Source organism: Vibrio sp. McD22-P3 (assembly GCF_021568915.1).
In the GTDB taxonomy this organism is placed as follows: Bacteria; Pseudomonadota; Gammaproteobacteria; order Enterobacterales; family Vibrionaceae; genus Vibrio; species Vibrio mediterranei.
In genome coordinates this window covers 1-18,082 of the sequence record NZ_JAKGTN010000004.1, presented here as the reverse complement: position 1 = coordinate 18,082, position 18,082 = coordinate 1, and the positions used below count along the sequence as shown (strand labels likewise).

Sequence of the window (18,082 nt, the reverse complement as noted above, 5' to 3'; positions counted from 1 at the left end):
TCCGTCACAGCTTATCGCGACTCCTTTATCTTGATGCGACATGTAACTTTCCGGTGATCTTATGACTTTTGAACAATTCAACAATATCGAATCCCTTCTCGATAATTCATCGTCGCCATTGCTGATTCAAAATGGCACTGTGGTTGACCATGCTGAAATTCGTAAAGCCGATGTTTTGGTCATTGATGGAAAGATTGAGCAAGTCGCTGAAAACCTAAAACCCGTGAGTGAAGATACTCGCGTGGTGGATGCAACAGGGTTGTACGTCATGCCAGGCGGTATTGACGTACATACCCACTTCAACATTGATGCAGGAATCACTCGAAGCTGTGATGACTTTTTTACTGGCACCAGAGCGGCTGCTTGTGGCGGCACGACGATGATCATCGATCATATGGGCTTTGGTCCAAAAGGGTGTGATTTGTTCCATCAACTGGATGTTTACCATGGTTACGCGGCTGATAAAGCGGTCATTGACTACAGTTTCCATGGTGTTATCCAGCACATTGATGACCAGATTTTGGAACAGATGCATGCCATGGTGCATGAGCGCGGCATTCCGAGCTTCAAACTGTACCTCACGTACTCTTACAAGCTGGATGATTGTTCGGTCCTTAAAGCGTTAACGCAATTGAAAAAAGTTGGCGCACTAACAACGGTTCACCCAGAGAACGATGCAGCACTGTCACTGAAACGCAAACAGTTCATAGAGCAGGGCAAAGTAGAAGCGAAATATCATGCGCTAAGTCGTCCGCTAGAATGCGAAGCGGAAGCGATTGCAAGAGTGATCAACCTTGCCAAGCTTGCTGATTCTGCGCCGCTCTACATCGTCCATCTCTCTAACGGTCTAGGACTGGATTACACCCGCCTCGCAAGAGAGAACAACCAGCCAGTGTGGGTTGAAACTTGCCCACAATACTTGGTGTTGAACAATGACCGTTACGAACGTGAAGACGCGCTGAAATACGTGCTAAGTCCACCATTAAGAGACAAAGCGGAAAGCGAAAAACTCTGGAAAGGCTTAGCGGACGGCTCGATTGATACTGTCGCGACTGATCACTGCTCGTTTACGTATGCAGAACAAAAACAGCTAGGCGCAAAAGATTTTACCAAAACACCAAACGGCATTCCTGGCGTCGAAACTCGTATGCCTCTGATGTTCTCAGAAGGTGTCATAGCTGGACGAATTACCCCCAATCAGTTCGTGTCTCTAACCAGTTATGAGCCTGCCAAATTGTTTGGTCTCTATCCACAAAAAGGCCATCTAGGCTGTGGCGCGGATGCCGATTTGGTGTTGTTTGACCCGAACAAGAAACAAACTATCAGACACGATAGCTTACATGACAATGCAGACTACACGCCTTACGAGTCCATTGCGTGTCAAGGTTGGCCACTAATGACGTTCAGCCGAGGTAAGTTAGTTGCGTACGATGGTGAATTTACCGGAGAAGCGGGGGACGGGCAGTTTATTCACCGTCAACCTTTCTCAGCTGAATAACGACAGAAACAACTCAAATAACACACGATTTATTACATATACAGAATGTGGAGGCCGAGCACAGCTAATGATCGGCGTCTTTCAAGGAGTCCCTATGAACGCAAGCAAAACAAACAAAAGCACTGTAGTGGTTGCCCTCGGTGGTAACGCACTATTAAGACGTGGCGATGAGCCAAGTTTCGCTAATCAACTCGACAACATCAAAATTGCCGCCAAAGCGATCGCTGAAATTGCCAAAGAATACCGCGTGGTGATTGTTCACGGTAACGGTCCTCAAGTCGGTCTGTTAGCATTGCAAAACCTAGCGTACGACAAAGTATCACCTTATCCATTGGATGTATTGGGCGCAGAAAGTGAAGGCATGATCGGCTACATGCTAGCTCAAGAGCTACAAAACAAATTGCCTGAAAGAGACGTGACTACGCTACTAACTCGTATCGAAGTCGACTGTGATGACCCAAGTATTTCTGATCCAACTAAGTTTGTGGGTCCAGTTTACGATGAAGCAGAAGGCCGCGCGTTAGCCGAGAAGAACGCATGGACGATGAAGCGTGATGGCGAATACTGGCGTCGAGTGGTGCCTTCACCACTTCCGAAAAACATCATCGACAAACACTCTATTGATACCTTGCTAGAAGCTGGACAAGTTGTCATCGCTTGTGGCGGCGGTGGTATCCCAGTATGTAAATGCGAATCTGGCTTCAAAGGTGTTGAAGGCGTGATTGATAAAGACTTAGCTGCAACCTTGTTAGCGAAACAGCTAGGGGCAGAGAAGCTACTTATCCTAACTGACGCACCAGCTGTGTTCCTAAACTGGGGTAAAGAGAACCAACAAGCACTGCGCAGTGTGGGCCCAAGTGAGTTGAAACAATACCAATTCCCAGCAGGTAGCATGGGACCAAAAGTGGATGCGGTTGTGGACTTCGCAGAGTTTGGTGGCAGAGCGTATATCGGTGCACTTGATGAGAGCTTAGATGTACTGGCTGAAAATTGCGGAACTTGTGTATCGCTAGATTTTGAGGCGGTTCCGGCTTAAACGATTTAACTTAACCCACTCAGGCCGTGTTTGTTTTACGGCCTGTTTTTTTTCCTTACTTTTATTCGATACCTTCTTTTTATTCAATACATTAGTTTACTTCGTGACGACCTTGTTAACGTGTGAACACTTTTCCTGATTCAAAATGGCTAACTCGATTAGCCAGCTTTTCCGTTTGTTTGGCTGAGTGAGACACCATGATAATGGTGTAACGCTTGGCTAATTCTACAATCAACGTCTCTATTTGCTGCGCCGTGTGTTTATCTAATGACGCGGTAGGCTCATCAAGTAATAAAATTTCTGGCTCCAAAGCCAACGTTCTCGCCAAACAAAGCCGTTGCTGCTGTCCTCCCGATAGCGAAGCAGCATGATCACTCAAGCGATCACTGACTTCCTCCCAAAGAGCTGCTTGTTTGAGTGCGGTTTGGGCGATTTGATGTGCCTTTTGTCCAGTGACTGAGTTGACTACTCTCAATGGCAGTAACAGGTTATCGAGAATTGAACCCGGCAACAGTTGAGGATGTTGAAATACCATACCGACTTTTTGCCTAAGGTGGGGAAGTTGGTGTTCAGGCATTTTCTGAACACAATGTTGAGTATCATTGAGTGTAAGTTTGATATCACCTGTAGTTTTACACTCGGCAAAACAGTCATTGAGGCGATTCAGAGCGCGTAAAAAAGTGGTTTTTCCAGAGCCAGAAGCTCCAGTAAGCACATGGATCTGGTTCCGATAAAAATCCATATTGGCGTTGCTGACAACTTGATTGGAGCCAAAGGCGATGGTCAAATTTGAGACTGAACCAGCAAGCTGTGAAGAGGGTTGAAAGCTCATGTTAGGCTCTCCTTATCGATTTACGCTGAGTGAGTCCTGCTAACGAAAACAAGCTGGCAGTCAGACAAAGTAAGGTAAATGCTGCACCGAACGCCATATGTAGTTCAGTCTCACTTTGATATTGCGCACTGTAGTAAAAAATGGTGAAAGGTAGCGCTTCGTAGCGTTCAAAAATACCACCGGGCAATCCAGCGTTGGCAACTGCCCCAGTTAACATAATGACTGCTGTGTCTTCGGCGGCCCTGCCTATGGCGAGCATAATGCCTCCGATAATGCCGCTTTTCGCTTGTGGTAACAAAACGGTTCGTAACGCCTGCCATTGCGACATCCCCAAAGAAAGAGCTGTGACGTTGAGTGATGACGGAAGAGCTTGTAAAGCCGTTCGTGTAGCAACGGCCAAATAAGGGATGATTAACATAGCGAGGCATAGTGCGGATAACAGCAAACAAGCATTGGCAGAGGGTAAAAACCAATGCCTCAAAGAGAGAATCAGAGTAAAACCAAATAGCCCCATCAAAATAGACGGAATGCCTGCAAGAATATCGATGCCAATCGCAAGGCAACGTTTTAACAACGAAGGTTTGCTCGTCGCGAGCCAAATTCCGGTAGCAAGTCCGGGCAAGAGGGCAAGGGTTAGCGCCAATAAGATGACCGACAGTGTGCCAACGCACGCAGGCCAGATACCATCCCAGATAGGCTCTCGACCTAACATGGCATCCATGGGCGACGCATCACCAAAAAACAGCTCAGTACTTATCGTTGGTGCACCGCGATAAATAATAAAGCCGATAAAAACACTCAAAGTCGCGAGTAACAGCAACGTGCACAGCACACTCCAGAGATGGAATAAGCGAGCTTTCATCCGTTTATTCCTCCATCAGTTGAGTGAGTCAGTTTGCGAATCAGTACAGTAACGCAAACGCTAATGGTGAGTAGAAGTAGGCCAGCAGCAAATAACGAATTGTACATAGCGCTGCTATTTTCGGTGGCAAGAACCAAGCCAATATGAGCGGTGAGGGTGCGAACAGAATCTAAAATACTTCCTGTGATTTGTGGCGCATTGCCTGCCAACATCAATGGTAACAGAGTGTCTCCAATCGCTCGGTTAAACCCTAACAAGGCGGCGCTTGCTACGGCGTGCATTGAGTTTGGTACGATGACGTGGGCAATCATCTGACTGTCGGTCATGCCAAGTGAACAAGAGGTTAATCGCAACTGCTGCGTCAAGGCTTTAAACCGAGAGTCCAACATCATGATCATGACGGGTAAGATCAGCAGCACCATCATCAACATAACTGCAAGCAAGGAAAAGCCGGAACCACTACGAAAGGTCTCTCTTAATAGTGGAACCAACAAGAAAACCGCGGCTAAACCATAGACCACAGTCGGAATGCCAGCCATTAGCCTGACTAAGCGGCGAATCCAAATAGCGATAGGTTGGTAACGGCTATATTGGCAGAAACTGGCAATGCCAAGAGCAAAAGGGAAGGCAACTAAACTGGCTGTAATAGCAAGAACACCAGAGCCGAATACCATTGGGAAAATGCCATAGTGTCCTTGATCAGGTTGCCATTGAAGAGAAAAGACGGCGACGCTTGGGTCAGTAACAACAGGCAATGCAAACCAAATCAGAAAACCAAACAATAATGACATCAAAACGAGCACTACCATTACTAGGGAAAGTAGTACCCGTTCTGGTGCAACCAAATGGTGCATGGTTAACGCTTGCTTAATGGGATATAACCAGATGCGCTGATGTACTCTGCGCCTTGAGGACTATAAATAAAGTCAACAAACTCGCTGACTAAACCTTGAGGTTCACCTTTGGTGTTCATATATAATTTGCGGACGATTTTGTATTCGCCAGATGCACAAGCTTCGTTGGTTGGGTGGATACCATCGAGCGCAGGGGCTTTCACTGTGTCATCGATGTAACCAACACTGCTATAGCCAATGGCGCCAGGGTCACGGGCAATGGCGGTTTTCATGGCACCATTTGATGGGATAACGTTGGCGTTCGTTACGATAGCAGTACTGTTGAGCATCTTTTTAAAGAATACCGCGCGTGTGCCACTGGCTTCATCGCGGGTAAAAAGGTTAATAGAACGGTGTTCACCACCCAGCGCTTTCCAGTTGGTGATTTTTCCAGAATAAATGTCGATAATTTGCTGTTGGGTTAGATCTTTAACGGGGTTCTCTGGATTAATGATGATAGCCACACCATCTATCGCAAAAGGGAAGGTGACCAAACCCTGCTCAGCTTCACTAGGTTTTAATGCGCGACCGGTGTTGCCGATATCAACTAAACCTTTGGCAACCTGCTGTGCCCCAACACCAGAACCACCTCCAGCGATGGTGATACGAATATCAGGGTTGGATTTCATAATCGCGCGCGATGCGAGTTTCATTACGGGAATATGGGCGGTGCCGCCCGCAATATTAATGGTGCCTGATTGGCCAACAAATGTATCGGTATCTGCGGCCTGACTAATGACTGGAATAAAGCACAGACTACAGGCTAACAGTCTGATGAAACCAGTTTTAAAACGCATAACTACTCCTTTGTCTTAATCGAAAACATAAGGGCCGAATCACGGAATGTATTCGGTGTAAATCATGTCAAATTAACCAATCTAGATTACGCCTAATCATTTTCTAAAACTATGTGACTGCTAGACAGAAATGATGATTAGTGTTTGATTTAAATCATAAATGTTTATGATTTAAGGTTGGTTTGGACTTTATTTGAGAAATGTCTTGTTAAGGAAGGATGGCTTTAAATAATTACACCTTCTATCTTAACGTTAAAAGGCCAAAAGACAGTATGAGAGACCGATGACTGAATACCCATTAGAGATTTATCGAGCACCGTTAGACGCTATACGTTCTGGTGTTAAGAAAGTAGAGATTCGAACCAATAATAGCTATGAAGCGATTGAATACGACAAACTAATGCCGGGAGACAAAATCTCATTTCAGGTGATTTCCGGTCCTCCTTTTGTTGGTTTGGATGTCATTAAGCCAAATGCGTTAATCGTAGAAGTAGTCGAAGTACGTCAATATCCTGATCCAAGAGCACTATTGACGAGTGAAGGTATGCAGGTCCTCTCCAAGCTGTGCAATACCATTGAAGAAGGGATAGAAATGTTATACAGCTTCCATGAATATAAAGAAATGATACCTCAGCATGGGATTTTTGCTATCGAGATTCGTATCGTTGAAGACGAGTAAACCCTGCTGATAGAGAACAAGAAAACTGAGTAGCGATACTCAGTTTTCTTTTGCTAATTCAGATTATTAGTTATTACAGTCCTTTCGATTTTCTAACAATCCAATTTTCCTATCCTAGACTAAAGATAATTACCTCAGTAGCGATAGGTTGATTATGCCGAGTCTCAATCGATGGTTCGATGACATCTCAATTACCAAGAAGCTATTACTCAGCTTTTCTGTGCCTGTTTTGTTGATGCTTGCCGTTTCTGTAGCCGTGTTTCAAAACACTCAATCTATGGAGGAGGACGCTCGTTGGGTTGAGCACACACACAAAGCTATTGGTCGCGCGCAGGAACTGCTGAGCCTCACGGTAGATATGGAGACGGGTAAACGAGGCTTTTTGCTCACCGGTGACGAAGTGTTTCTTGAACCTTTTCATTTATCGTTAGAGGTGTGGGATAAAAAAATCACTACCTTGTCTAAACAGGTCAGTGATAACCCCGTTCAAGTTGAACGACTCACCAGAATCAATACTTTGCATAATACTTGGCTCAGAGATATTGCAGATAAAGCCATTATTCAAAGACGTTTGTTGGAGAACGGACTAGCGAAGCAAGACAGCATCGAAGACCTTTCACAACAGAAAGAAGGTAAACGTATTATTGATGAAATACGTGGGGAATTTGCAACGTTTATTCAAATAGAGCAAGAGCTTATCACCATTCGCAGTATGGAGTCGTCAAAGTCCGCGAGTCAAACCTCCTTTGTGTTGTTTTTTGGAACCTTGTTTGCAGCACTGATCTCACTTTTTGTGGCGGCATGGAGCTCTAAACGTGTTAAGCAACGTATGGATACATTACTGAGTGCAACCCAACTCGTTGCTAAAGGGCAACTTCAAAATGGATTAGAAACACTCAACCGTAGCCGCCATTTAAAAGGAAGAGACGAGTTCGCAATGCTCACATCGAGCTTTAGAGATATGGCGTTCAACTTATTGAAAAATGATCAAAAAATGAAGGAGTATAACCAGAAGCTTCGTGATGAAAGCGACCGCGCAGAAGCTGCAGCCAAAGCGAAGAGTGAGTTCTTATCAACCATGAGTCATGAAATTAGAACGCCAATGAATGGTGTTATAGGCATGACTAACTTGCTACTTGATACCAAGCTCGACGAGCAGCAAATACGAATGACTGAAACCACCAAAAATAGCGCTGAATCATTGCTTTCTATTATTAACGACATACTCGATTTCTCAAAAATAGAAGCAGGTAAGATTGACTTAGAGTTGATTGATTTTGACTTGGGTGAAGTGGTCGAGGATGTCGGGGCTATGCTCTATTTTGCGGCAGAGCAGAAGGGGATTCAGCTGGTATGTCCGGCTACACCTGTGATGGATCTTTGTTACCGAGGGGACCCTGGTCGTATTCGCCAAGTGCTCAACAATTTGGTCAGTAATGCGATTAAGTTTACTGAAGACGGAGAAGTCGCGGTGTACGTGACCGTGGAAGAAAAACGACTCACCGACAGTATACTGAGATTCGAAATACGCGATACCGGTATTGGCATTAGTGAAGAGCAGCAACAAAAGCTGTTCTCGCGTTTCTCGCAAGCAGACAGTTCAACCACTCGAAAATATGGTGGGACGGGTTTGGGGCTTTCCATCAGCAAACGCTTAACGGAAATTATGGGTGGCGAGATCGGTGTCACCAGTGAAACGGGCAAAGGATCGACATTTTGGTTTACAGTTTGTCTGGAAAACTCATCTAGACAGTCCGTGGTTTATTTGCCTACTGGAGACCTGAAAAAACAACGTATCTTAGTGGTGGATGACAACGATACCAACTGCAATTTACTCGAGCAGATCTTCACTCGTTGGGAGATTCCATATCAGGTAGCTAATAGTGGTGAAGAGGCGTTGAGAGTTTTAGCTGATAACCACAAACAACAGCAATTCTTCACCATTGCGATTCTTGATTATCAAATGCCGAATATGGACGGGGTTGAGCTAGCCAAACAAATCCAAGATAACCCTGATTACAATGATACTCGCTTGGTGATGTTCTCATCGGTAGTGCAGCGTGGCGATGCGAAGAAAATGCAGAAGGCAGGCTTTAGCGGTTACCTCACCAAACCGATGCAGCAAGCCGACCTGTTGAGTGTGTTAGAAAAAGTATCGGGATTGTCGGGAAGTGATAGAAGTGAAGCGTTTGTGACACGACATACGCCGGCGAAGAAAACCCAATACAACGCGCGCATTCTTATTGTGGATGATGTCACCACTAACCAAGTCGTGCTGCAATCGCTGCTGTCGAAATTTGGTATCAAAGTCGATAAAGCTAAGAATGGACTTGAGGCACTAGCTGCTCTTAGAACACCTGCCAACTACGACCTTGTCTATATGGATTGCCAAATGCCAGAAATGGATGGCTATGAAGCAACGAGAGAGATAAGAAATACTAAAAATATCAACATCAACCATTCGATTCCTGTTGTTGCAATGACGGCAAACGCACTGCAAGGCGACCGCGAAAAATGCTTAGAAGCAGGGATGGATGACTATATTTCTAAACCTATTAACGCAAAAGCACTTGGTGAGTCGCTGGAACGATGGATATCTCATTGTCAGATAGACGACGATGATTCCAAATCAGAAAATCGCACTAGCGCTTAGCGTGACAATGTCACAAAAAATGAGTCAGTCAGGTCGTTGTATATGGCTGACTGACTTTTTAGTTTCTATTCCAATGAAGTAATCAAACATTCCATTGATTGCACGCCAATATATTAATCTAGATTAAGTTTTACCTCGTCCATTCTCTGTATTATCGCGCCTCGCTTTTGATACCAATAATAAGCATAACAATACATTGAGGAGATTGGAGTTGAGCCACTTGTTCACAGAGAGTCGCATCGGCAATTTGGTGCTGAAAAACCGCTTCATGAGAAGTGCAACTTGGGAAAATATGGCGACAGAAGACGGTCATATGACTGACAAGCTTTACGCCATCTATGAAGAACTTGCCCAAGGTGAGGTTGGTCTAATTGTGACTGGCTATGCCAACATCGTAAAAGAAGAAAAACCCAATGCTGGCATGATGGGGATGTACGATGACTCTTTTATCGACGAGTACCAAAAGCTAACCGATTTGGTTCATCAGCATGATTCGAAGATTGTAATGCAGTTGGCTTATGGCGGCACGAAAACCACGTTTAACGTTGGTGAAAGGGTGATCTTTGCGCCGAGTGATGTCCCTGAAATGGGTACGCAAACACAAGGCAAAGCCATGACCAAAGCAGAGATTGACTACATTGTAGATGCCTTTGCTAAAGCAACGTTAAGAGCAAAACAGTCAGGCTTTGATGGGGTAGAACTGCATGCCGCGCACACCTATCTGATTAACCAGTTCCTGAGCCCGTACTATAACCGTCGAGATGATGAGTATGGTGGTAGCTTAGAAAACCGCATGCGATTCTTAGTTGAAATCTATCAAGCATGCCGCGATCAAGTTGGTGATGACTTCCCGATTTTGGTGAAACTAACAGCCACTGAGTTTTTTGAAGGCGGTTTAACGTTCGACGAAACGCGAGTGGTATGTAAAACACTTGAATTGATGGGTGTCGATGCGCTGGTTATCTCTGGCAATATCCACGGCAAAGCTAACACTATGGTTGGCGAAACTCACGATGGTTATACCATTCAAGAGGAAGGCTACTTTCACGAATACGGTCATGCGATCAGCCAAGAAGTGAACGTACCTGTGATTACGGTTGGTGGTTTGACGGATATTGCTGCGATTGAATCCATTGCAGAAAATACTGGTATTGAGTATTTCGCACTTTCACGCCCATTGTTGTCAGAGCCTAAGTTGATTAAGCGTTGGAAAAAGGGTGATCGAGCGCCAGTAGAGTGTGAGCGCTGCTCAAAATGTCGTACTAAGCGCGGTAACTTCTGTGTGGTGAATAAGGAAAGAAAAGTTGCGCTTGCCGCTATGTAATCTTACCGCTACGTAACGTCGCTATTTACTAACCAAGTCGCTGTGTAAACTTAGCCCCAAACAGAATTAGCGTATAGGAGCCGGAATGCCACTGGCTCTTGTCGATATACCAATCTTCATGATCTAGCACGAAAAATTCCATTTTATGCCTACAACCTCTGAATAGTGACTACACTAAGTATTAACTCAATACGATCATCGCAATGATCGGTTCAGGATGAACATTGAGTGAGTAGTCGAGTATTCAAATAGAGGTAAGCTATGGCATTAATTACGCAAGTACTTAATAACTTTCCCGGATTCGCTGTTCAGTACGATCCAAGCAAAAATCCCTTTTTTCGACCAATCATGGAAGAGAACCTAAGAAAACTTAAACAAGTATCAGCGGGCAAATCACTGCTCTCTGAAATTCAAGCGGCTAAGCCTGCGGCGAGAGGCTCGTTCCCTAACAACATCAATGTCATTTGTGTGCCAACACACCTTAACTTCACTCAAAGTGGCTTTAAGCGTGATGTGCTCTATGACAGCGATGGTCAAGCAAACGTAACGGGTATGACTGCTAGTAATCAAGCAAGGTTTGCTCCCCAAGGTTGTCCGTTCTGGATGGCTGGTGGTAGTCATAACTCCGCTGTCAATCAAACCGCAGCTACCAATGCCACTGGCTCAGTGTGTTATATGCACTTCACTAACGTGCAGGTGATGACGCGCAAAGGTGAAAAAGCGGAACCTTATGTCGTGCTTGCTCACGAGCTCATTCACTCGCTCCATTGCCTTCAAGGTACAAAGATGGATGGGAAAGATGAAGAACTCTGGACAACCGGGTTAGGAAAATATTCCAACAATCCAATGAGTGAAAACTGCTTCCGCCGTCAATTCGGCTTAGCGGAGCGTACTCAGTACTTCTAATTCTTTATTGCTAGTCAGTGAGATAAGAGCCGCGGTGTTTACACTGCGGCTTTACTTTTGCGCGCTGGCTCATCATACCCCTTTACAAAATCAACATTGAACCAATGCAGTTATCGCTTGCTTGGATGATAACCAGGGTTACTATATCCATAGCTAAAATAAGGATTAACGGGTTTGGAGAGTCAACCATGTTACTAAGCAATTACCATATGCATTGTCACTATTGTGATGGGAAAGGAACGCCAAAAGAGATGGTGGATAAAGCCGTATCCCTTGGTTTTAAATCGGTGGGCTTTAGCTCTCACGCTCCTTTGCCTTTCGACAACGACTTCTGCATGTTAGCGGAAAACCTAGAGGCCTACGTTGCCGACATTAAACAGCAAAAAGATCGTTCTGACATTGACGTGTATTTAGGATTAGAAATCGACTTTATAGTCGGTTTGACTGCGCCAAGCGATACGAAGTGGGACGCGTATCCCCTCGACTATAAGATTGGGTCGGTTCATACATTAGACGCACCAAACGAGCGTTATTCTATGCTTAGTGTCGACGGCCCACACGATGAATTTAAAGTGTTGCTGGATGAAGTGCACAACGGCAGCGCGCGCTCGATGATTGAAGTCTATTACCAGCGCGTTCGAGAGTTATGCGAAGCTGGTGGGTTTGATATTTTAGGTCATTACGACTTAGTCAAAAAGCACAATAAAGCGCTCGCTTTCTTTGATGAACAAGCTAGCTGGTACCAAGAGATCGCCATTGCCACACTAGACGCAGTTGCAAAGGCTGGCGTGATATTGGAAGTCAATTATGGCGGTATGCTGCGCGGCGCAACCGACGATGTTTATCCATCTCCTTGGCTACTTAAGCATGCTAAAGCAAAGAATATCCCAGTACAGATTAACGCCGACGCTCACGCGCCTCATCACTTAGGTGTGTATCACGAGAAGTGTCGAGAAATCCTATTAGAAGCGGGGTACCAACAGCAGCGTATCTTACTTGATGGCAAATGGCAGGATGTGTCCATCCTCTAATAGCAGCGCCGCTTTTTAAGCTAATTTTAAAGCCTCAATCGTAAAGTATGTTGTAAAGCGGCTTAGCTCACAGTTATTCCTATTCCGTACTCTGTATTTCGGCTTCGTGAACTCACCCCAATTATGTGCAACGCATTGAAGTTAGGATGAACTCAAATGAAAAGTAGAGTGGTGGTTGTATGATACTGTCTAGTAAAAACAAAGCCATAACGGCATTGGTTGTCGTTATGATTTCCGCTGCGTTATTGTGGTTTGAACAATTTGGCGTAGTTCCTTTCCTGACTCTGATTATCGGATTCTTCACTTTTATCATTCAAGTCACGTTACACATTATGGGTTACCACAACGGCGACGTTTTCGAAGCCTATCAAGACGCAGAGCGCACCGAAGCCACCGCACTCACTAATCTCATCAAAAACAAGAAAGACTGTGAAAAGCGTTAGCCAAAATCAGTCCCATCTCACCTTTGTAAGAATAATCGACAGTGGTTGCATATCAATTATGCAACCAAGTTAACAGTATCCTTCGCCACAATTTCATAAAGTAACGCTCATTAACAGACTTTAACAAAATCAACAGCTTGCTCTTGCTAAAAAGAGTGCGGTAGCCGTGATGGAAAAAAGAGAAAACCGTTATTGCAGTGTTTGCGGAAAAAACACTGACCACGTCGTCGTATTGGTACGCAAAGAAAGCCCATTCAAAGAAGACAAAAAGCGTAAACGCAAAGAGTTTTTGACTGGCTTTTTAAAAGGTTGGGCTTTTGGCGCATTTCTGGCCTCAATGGACGATTTCTCACGTCATTGTATTTGCGAACAGTGCGGGACTAAGACAATCGAAGACTGACGATAGCCATTCACGCGTACTTCGCAGGACTAGAAATCCGTATTTACCTACATTAGGCGGAATAATTCCGCTTTTTCTGTTTAATATGCAACTGTATTTGCATTTTTCGTTGTAGGTGATTGAAAGTTAGGGGTAAGTTTTGCATTGTGTGGGGGAGTTAGGCGGATTAAATCCGTCTAATAAGCGTTATATTTATGGGAGGCACCTTGGAATTTATCGATTTACTAGGTCCGTCAATAGCAGGTTTAGCATTATTGTACACGTGGCGAAAAGACAAGGCGAATACGAAAGAAATCAATAGGCTAATGGTCAGGTTTGAGGGGCTGCACTCCGAATACTCGAACTTGAGGAATTCGATTGCATTAAAAGAAGCTAGTGATGAGTATGTTTCCTTACTCTATGAATCTAATGTGAAGCTCGTAGATATTACTAAGAAGTTCATACCAACACTTGATAAAGCTAAGTTTGAAGTCTATTCCGTGCTCGAGAAATATGATGATAAAGTAGACCTATCACTTCACTTTCGGTGCATGATTGATGATATATCCAAAATAATTTTGTCCAATAATTTAGACAATCCTGCTCTACTAAAGCATCAATTAAGAAATTTGAAATGGATAAATCAGTCGTTTGTTAGTGAGTGTGAAACTAAAAGTGATGGGTTGATTAAGCTATTGTTTTCGAAGAAAACAAAATTTGAACCCACGGCTTCTGAAAAAATTGCGCGCTCATACTCAATTCAGAATGCATTCAAGGTTCTCTCTGTTGAATTGAGTCATGACAAAAGAAACGAACTGTTTCAATCATTAGTACCTTCAATGTTAGAGCACCGAGATAATTTTAACGTTTTGGTGACGGAGATAGCTTTAATTGAAGCGGAGCTGAAAGAAGGGTTAAAGCGAAATTCTCTCGTACCAGATGCCTTTCAAATAAAAAGAAATGTCAATCTTTACTCTGAGTATTGTCGAACTTTAGTTACCACAAGAATGCTACAAGCTTTAACCTGCCATGATTTTGATGGATTAGAGAACTATGAAATTCCACTTGCGCTTGAACATTTAATTTTTGCTTTAAGCTACATAAAGGTGTTTGAAACATTGTGTGAACTGGAAAGAATATAACAAACAATTTAAGCTGATTCGCAACGCTCGGCATTTTGAGTTTGAATCAGCTTCCGTGATTAAGGCACGATGGTTTAGGCCGGTGGTAGCGTTGCTCACAACTTAATTGGGCGTTATATGAACTTAATAGACTTTGTAATTAGCTTAAGATAATAATGCTACAAGTTGCATATTATTTGCGAGTAATATCACTCTTTTAGTCTTAGAACTTCTTTAGACTAATCATTCACTAATGGAAGAAGTGGAAGATTAGTTTATGAAATATTGTCTTATGATGCTGGTAGCTATCTTTACAGGAACTCTATATGCACAGCCAGTAAGTCTTGTTGGTAAAGTTGAGTTGTCTCATAGTGGTGGAACGGATAGCTGTGGTTGCCATTACAATCGAAAAACTGGCGAATATCATTGTCATACTAGGAAGCAACGCGGTGGTAGTTGTCCGCCATAGCGGCACTTTGAACTTCGTAAATGCATGTGAGTTAGCTTAGAGTTACTCGTTCATATAACAAATTGCTCAAACGGACGCGTAACGTTCGTCACTTTTGGTTTGAAGTTCAGAGTACTTGGTAAGGTTGGTCGTAAGCGCCGTTTAGCAAAGCGTTATGCATTTTGAGGAACTATCCAATGCAAAAGGTTCTTAGCATCATAATGGTTAACATGGTTTCCATAATAAGTTTCGGTGTTGCAGCAGCGGGCACTGATTACAAATGTACAGTTGATCGCTTTAGTATTGCTTCGGGTGATACAGGAAAACTATATGAGTATTATAAAAAACAATACATTGGCAAAGAATTCACCGTTGAGAGAAAAACTGGCTATATGACAGGTGAATTGAAAAACTCTTATTTTACAGAACCACAAGTTATTGATTATGGTTCCACCGAGAACTCCTACAAAGTTGTTACCACTATGAGGGTTGAAGAAGGGGCAGGGGCAGGTTCAAATATCTATGCTCTTACGATCAATGAATACGAAGATACTGTTAGAAAGCCATTTGTTTTTATGAGTAATGACAAAGTTGTTTTTGGGACTTGTGTCAGATACTAAACAATGCATAACAAATTGCTTAACCGGACGCGTAACGTTTGCCGCTTTTGGTTAAAAGTTCAGTGTGTTTGGTAAAGTAGGCCGTAAGCGCCGCTTAGCAAGGCGTTAAGTGACAGAGGTGAATTTTCAAAAATGTTAGAAATCGAATATAAAGCTAGAGCTTTTCCTAAATCGCTTTATGGAAAAAAGTTGCAAGGAAGACATACATTAATCACTGATTGGCATGAGGTTATTTGGGCTGCGATTACTGTTGGGAAACGTAATTCGGCACAAATTAGTACCCACGGTGTTTTTTCTATTTATGAAATCATCAATCGCTCTACATTGATTTGGTCAACACTAAAGCAGAATGCTAAAAAGTTGGAGAAGAGTGGAATTTATACCGATATGGATCCCACCGAGAAGGTGTTTGTATCGTTTTCTCTAGGCATGGTTATGTCAAAGCTTTTTGCTCTTAAGCTTTTGGGAGTTCCATGGTTAGAGCATGTTGCTAATGTAAACAGCTCTATTACCACGAAAAAACAAACAAAATCGCGTCCAGATTTAATCGGTTTAAATCCAAGAAAAGAGTTTGTAATATTTGAAGCTAAAGGTCGTACAAATAACTTTGATAATGCAGCGCAAAGGACAGCAAAAGAACAAACGAAAGTTATTCATAAAATTGGAATGTCACAACCAATATTGAGAGTAGCATGTCAGAGTTACTTTAAAAATTCATTAAAAGTTTTCATCGAAGATCCTGAAGAAATTCAGGACGAATCAATTAATATTGAAGTGTCGGAAAAAGATTACTTTCAGTCATATTACTCTTTGTTTCAAAATTTCATGAGAACAGAACAAATTTTATTAAAGCCTGTAGGTGTTGAGATTGGGTTTTCAGATGCGCTAGTTAAGGCTTTTGTAAGTGGGAACTACGAGGATTTAGTCATGGAAGCTCAAGAAAAAGAGCTCTCTTTTGATAACAAGGGTTTTAAGTGCTTTCCAGACGGTTTAAAAATAAAGCTAGACCCTGATTTATGGTCAGACGAATTACTAGAAATAGAACCTGAACAGCGATAGTCACTTAACAAAAACATCAAGGTGACGCATTACACTCAGCAGTTTTGGTTTGGAGTCAAGTGTGCTTTGTGAGTTGATCACGGCGCACCTTATGTTAGGCGTTAGGTAGTCAATTGAGTTTGGAGTAATAATGAAAAAAGTACTATTGTTAGGGGCTGGTTTCTCCTATGAATTAGGAATGCCTTTAGCATCAGAACTAACTCAAGTCTTTCTTGGAGTATTTTCTGAGAGTTTTGCAAATAAACTTGTGGAACGACTCGCTATGAATGAGCCATTTGGCTCAGATAGACCAGTTAACTTGGAAGCTATGAAAGAAGTAATGAGTCTGGTTCATGACTACCAACGTCAACGTGGTAACAACTATGAAGAGCTGTTAGCGAATATACAAAACTTAACGAAACAACCCGGAAAAACACTCTCTGATACTGACTCTTATCATTACATGTTTGGTGTTTTTTACTCAGTAATTCATGAGATATTAAATTTTTATCAAATAGTTACATATTCAAAGGTTTATCCACAGACGTTTGCTAGCTTTAGAAAGCTCGCGGCATTATGCGCTAAAGATGAAACATGGGTATTTACCTTAAATCATGATATGTACCTTGAGTGCTTAGCTTTGGATTTAAATATTCCAATCACCTACGGTGATGTTAATAAAGTTGCCTTTCCGAAGAGCAATAAAGAAATGGATAATCTAATTCATTTTACTTACTCAAACAGAGATCAATTAGGTAGTAGCAAACACCAAATGTTCTTTGAGAAAGAACGTGGAATCAATCTAGTAAAACTGCATGGTGGCTTATCTGAGCTAGAGTACAAAGATGGTTCTCAATTATTGAATCAGTCTTTGTCATTGAGTCATTCGGTGGAGTTAATGAAAAACTTCACGAACATTCAAAATATGTGTTACTACAAAGGCGACTTCCGTATCCCAAGTAGCAAAGACAAGGTTGTTTCCAACTTGGATGGAGAGTTAGATATTCTAGTTCAATCAATGCTTACTGGTGGAAGTAAGTACAGTCTAACGACTAACGAAAAGCAAGGGGAAGAAAAGCTCAAGTTGCTAGTTGATAATATATCCAATGCCTCTGAGCTAGTTATTATCGGGTATGGCTTCGGTGATAAACATATTAATTATCGGCTATCTAATGCAATGGTTCTGAATCAGAACCTCAAGATCACCATTGTCGACCCGATTAACAAGCCAATTCCAGAAATCCTAGAGCAATTTAACTATGATAGACGTGTTAAAGTTGTGACGTGTGGCGCTCCTCAATGGCTGGAATACTTTGAAAATGAAACTTGGAATGCTGAAGTCACAGAGTTTTTAGACAAGAGTAAAGGGTTAAGGCAAGCAGTTTTTGAGGAAGTAAAGGCGACGTATTGTCGTCCAACTACCTAACAAACGACTATGGCGTCAATAGCTAAATTTTGGCTATATTTTCATCCCACATGACGCCATCTCGTAACATTGAATTCAGTATTACAACCATCTTGC

The 18,082-nt window shown here is 42.9% G+C and carries 18 protein-coding genes; 14 read left to right on the top strand and 4 right to left on the bottom strand.

All coding sequences use genetic code 11. From position 1 onward, the window contains the following. Positions 1-61: 61 nt before the first annotated feature. Positions 62-1,498, top strand: a complete 1,437-nt coding sequence (gene hydA / locus L2W36_RS05790) for a dihydropyrimidinase (protein ID WP_006073542.1) — start codon at positions 62-64, stop codon at positions 1,496-1,498. Positions 1,499-1,592: 94 nt separating this feature from the next. After that, positions 1,593-2,534 carry a carbamate kinase gene (gene arcC, locus L2W36_RS05785; RefSeq protein WP_006073540.1) on the top strand — a complete coding sequence of 314 codons (942 nt, stop codon included), beginning with the start codon at positions 1,593-1,595 and terminating at the stop codon, positions 2,532-2,534. Positions 2,535-2,649: 115 nt separating this feature from the next. Here the strand turns inward: arcC and L2W36_RS05780 are convergent, their stop codons facing one another. Genes L2W36_RS05780 through L2W36_RS05765 form a run of 4 tightly spaced genes read right to left on the bottom strand, consistent with a single transcriptional unit; the run spans position 2,650 to position 5,918 of the window. Beyond that, positions 2,650-3,366, bottom strand: coding sequence for a phosphate ABC transporter ATP-binding protein (locus tag L2W36_RS05780; RefSeq protein WP_236109549.1), 717 nt, complete (start codon positions 3,364-3,366; stop codon positions 2,650-2,652). 1 nt (position 3,367) lies between these two features. After that, entirely contained in the window at positions 3,368-4,228 is an 861-nt protein-coding gene (locus L2W36_RS05775; protein WP_006073537.1) for a PstA family ABC transporter permease, read from the bottom strand. Beyond that, positions 4,225-5,082: a PstC family ABC transporter permease gene (locus tag L2W36_RS05770; RefSeq protein WP_236109548.1), complete on the bottom strand. Its 858-nt coding sequence runs from the start codon at positions 5,080-5,082 to the stop codon at positions 4,225-4,227. The genes L2W36_RS05775 and L2W36_RS05770 overlap by 4 nt, the downstream gene beginning before the upstream one ends. A 2-nt stretch (positions 5,083-5,084) precedes the next feature. Further along, on the bottom strand, positions 5,085-5,918 hold the full coding sequence (locus L2W36_RS05765; protein ID WP_236109547.1) for a phosphate ABC transporter substrate-binding protein: 834 nt from the start codon (positions 5,916-5,918) through the stop codon (positions 5,085-5,087). Positions 5,919-6,201: 283 nt separating this feature from the next. On the opposite strand from L2W36_RS05765, the gene L2W36_RS05760 reads away from it, so the two are divergent. The 12 genes from L2W36_RS05760 to L2W36_RS05705 all read left to right on the top strand — a co-directional run bounded on the left by L2W36_RS05760 (position 6,202) and on the right by L2W36_RS05705 (position 17,986). Further along, on the top strand, positions 6,202-6,597 hold the full coding sequence (locus L2W36_RS05760; protein ID WP_236109546.1) for a hypothetical protein: 396 nt from the start codon (positions 6,202-6,204) through the stop codon (positions 6,595-6,597). A 154-nt stretch (positions 6,598-6,751) separates the two neighbouring features. Next, positions 6,752-9,250: a hybrid sensor histidine kinase/response regulator gene (locus L2W36_RS05755; RefSeq protein WP_236109545.1), complete on the top strand. Its 2,499-nt coding sequence runs from the start codon at positions 6,752-6,754 to the stop codon at positions 9,248-9,250. Positions 9,251-9,461: 211 nt separating this feature from the next. Further along, a complete protein-coding gene (locus tag L2W36_RS05750) occupies positions 9,462-10,574 on the top strand; it encodes an NADH:flavin oxidoreductase (protein WP_236109544.1) in 1,113 nt (370 codons plus the stop codon). Between the two features lie 261 nt (positions 10,575-10,835). Next, positions 10,836-11,480 carry a M91 family zinc metallopeptidase gene (locus L2W36_RS05745; protein ID WP_006073522.1) on the top strand — a complete coding sequence of 215 codons (645 nt, stop codon included), beginning with the start codon at positions 10,836-10,838 and terminating at the stop codon, positions 11,478-11,480. Between the two features lie 188 nt (positions 11,481-11,668). Next, on the top strand, positions 11,669-12,511 hold the full coding sequence (locus L2W36_RS05740; protein WP_236109543.1) for a histidinol-phosphatase: 843 nt from the start codon (positions 11,669-11,671) through the stop codon (positions 12,509-12,511). Positions 12,512-12,690: 179 nt separating this feature from the next. After that, entirely contained in the window at positions 12,691-12,954 is a 264-nt protein-coding gene (locus L2W36_RS05735) for a hypothetical protein (RefSeq protein WP_236109542.1), read from the top strand. Between the two features lie 169 nt (positions 12,955-13,123). Continuing rightward, on the top strand, positions 13,124-13,354 hold the full coding sequence (locus L2W36_RS05730; RefSeq protein ID WP_006073518.1) for a hypothetical protein: 231 nt from the start codon (positions 13,124-13,126) through the stop codon (positions 13,352-13,354). Positions 13,355-13,560: 206 nt separating this feature from the next. Continuing rightward, positions 13,561-14,475, top strand: coding sequence for a hypothetical protein (locus L2W36_RS05725; protein WP_236109541.1), 915 nt, complete (start codon positions 13,561-13,563; stop codon positions 14,473-14,475). Between the two features lie 256 nt (positions 14,476-14,731). Continuing rightward, positions 14,732-14,923, top strand: coding sequence for a YHYH domain-containing protein (locus L2W36_RS05720; protein WP_236109540.1), 192 nt, complete (start codon positions 14,732-14,734; stop codon positions 14,921-14,923). 176 nt (positions 14,924-15,099) lie between these two features. Then, positions 15,100-15,522, top strand: coding sequence for a hypothetical protein (locus L2W36_RS05715; protein WP_236109539.1), 423 nt, complete (start codon positions 15,100-15,102; stop codon positions 15,520-15,522). 132 nt (positions 15,523-15,654) lie between these two features. Next, entirely contained in the window at positions 15,655-16,581 is a 927-nt protein-coding gene (locus tag L2W36_RS05710) for a hypothetical protein (RefSeq protein WP_236109538.1), read from the top strand. Between the two features lie 130 nt (positions 16,582-16,711). Next, positions 16,712-17,986: a hypothetical protein gene (locus tag L2W36_RS05705; RefSeq protein WP_236109537.1), complete on the top strand. Its 1,275-nt coding sequence runs from the start codon at positions 16,712-16,714 to the stop codon at positions 17,984-17,986. Positions 17,987-18,082 lie beyond the last annotated feature (96 nt).

Excerpts from the sequence above, each read along its gene's own strand:
- hydA (WP_006073542.1), top strand. The coding sequence starts at position 62 with ATGACTTTTGAACAATTCAACAATATCGAATCCCTTCTCGATAATTCA.
- arcC (WP_006073540.1), top strand. The coding sequence starts at position 1,593 with ATGAACGCAAGCAAAACAAACAAAAGCACTGTAGTGGTTGCCCTCGGT.
- L2W36_RS05780 (WP_236109549.1), bottom strand. The coding sequence starts at position 3,366 with ATGAGCTTTCAACCCTCTTCACAGCTTGCTGGTTCAGTCTCAAATTTG.
- L2W36_RS05775 (WP_006073537.1), bottom strand. The coding sequence starts at position 4,228 with ATGAAAGCTCGCTTATTCCATCTCTGGAGTGTGCTGTGCACGTTGCTG.
- L2W36_RS05770 (WP_236109548.1), bottom strand. The coding sequence starts at position 5,082 with ATGCACCATTTGGTTGCACCAGAACGGGTACTACTTTCCCTAGTAATG.
- L2W36_RS05765 (WP_236109547.1), bottom strand. The coding sequence starts at position 5,918 with ATGCGTTTTAAAACTGGTTTCATCAGACTGTTAGCCTGTAGTCTGTGC.
- L2W36_RS05760 (WP_236109546.1), top strand. The coding sequence starts at position 6,202 with ATGACTGAATACCCATTAGAGATTTATCGAGCACCGTTAGACGCTATA.
- L2W36_RS05755 (WP_236109545.1), top strand. The coding sequence starts at position 6,752 with ATGCCGAGTCTCAATCGATGGTTCGATGACATCTCAATTACCAAGAAG.
- L2W36_RS05745 (WP_006073522.1), top strand. The coding sequence starts at position 10,836 with ATGGCATTAATTACGCAAGTACTTAATAACTTTCCCGGATTCGCTGTT.
- L2W36_RS05740 (WP_236109543.1), top strand. The coding sequence starts at position 11,669 with ATGTTACTAAGCAATTACCATATGCATTGTCACTATTGTGATGGGAAA.
- L2W36_RS05735 (WP_236109542.1), top strand. The coding sequence starts at position 12,691 with ATGATACTGTCTAGTAAAAACAAAGCCATAACGGCATTGGTTGTCGTT.
- L2W36_RS05730 (WP_006073518.1), top strand. The coding sequence starts at position 13,124 with ATGGAAAAAAGAGAAAACCGTTATTGCAGTGTTTGCGGAAAAAACACT.
- L2W36_RS05720 (WP_236109540.1), top strand. The coding sequence starts at position 14,732 with ATGAAATATTGTCTTATGATGCTGGTAGCTATCTTTACAGGAACTCTA.
- L2W36_RS05715 (WP_236109539.1), top strand. The coding sequence starts at position 15,100 with ATGCAAAAGGTTCTTAGCATCATAATGGTTAACATGGTTTCCATAATA.
- L2W36_RS05710 (WP_236109538.1), top strand. The coding sequence starts at position 15,655 with ATGTTAGAAATCGAATATAAAGCTAGAGCTTTTCCTAAATCGCTTTAT.
- L2W36_RS05705 (WP_236109537.1), top strand. The coding sequence starts at position 16,712 with ATGAAAAAAGTACTATTGTTAGGGGCTGGTTTCTCCTATGAATTAGGA.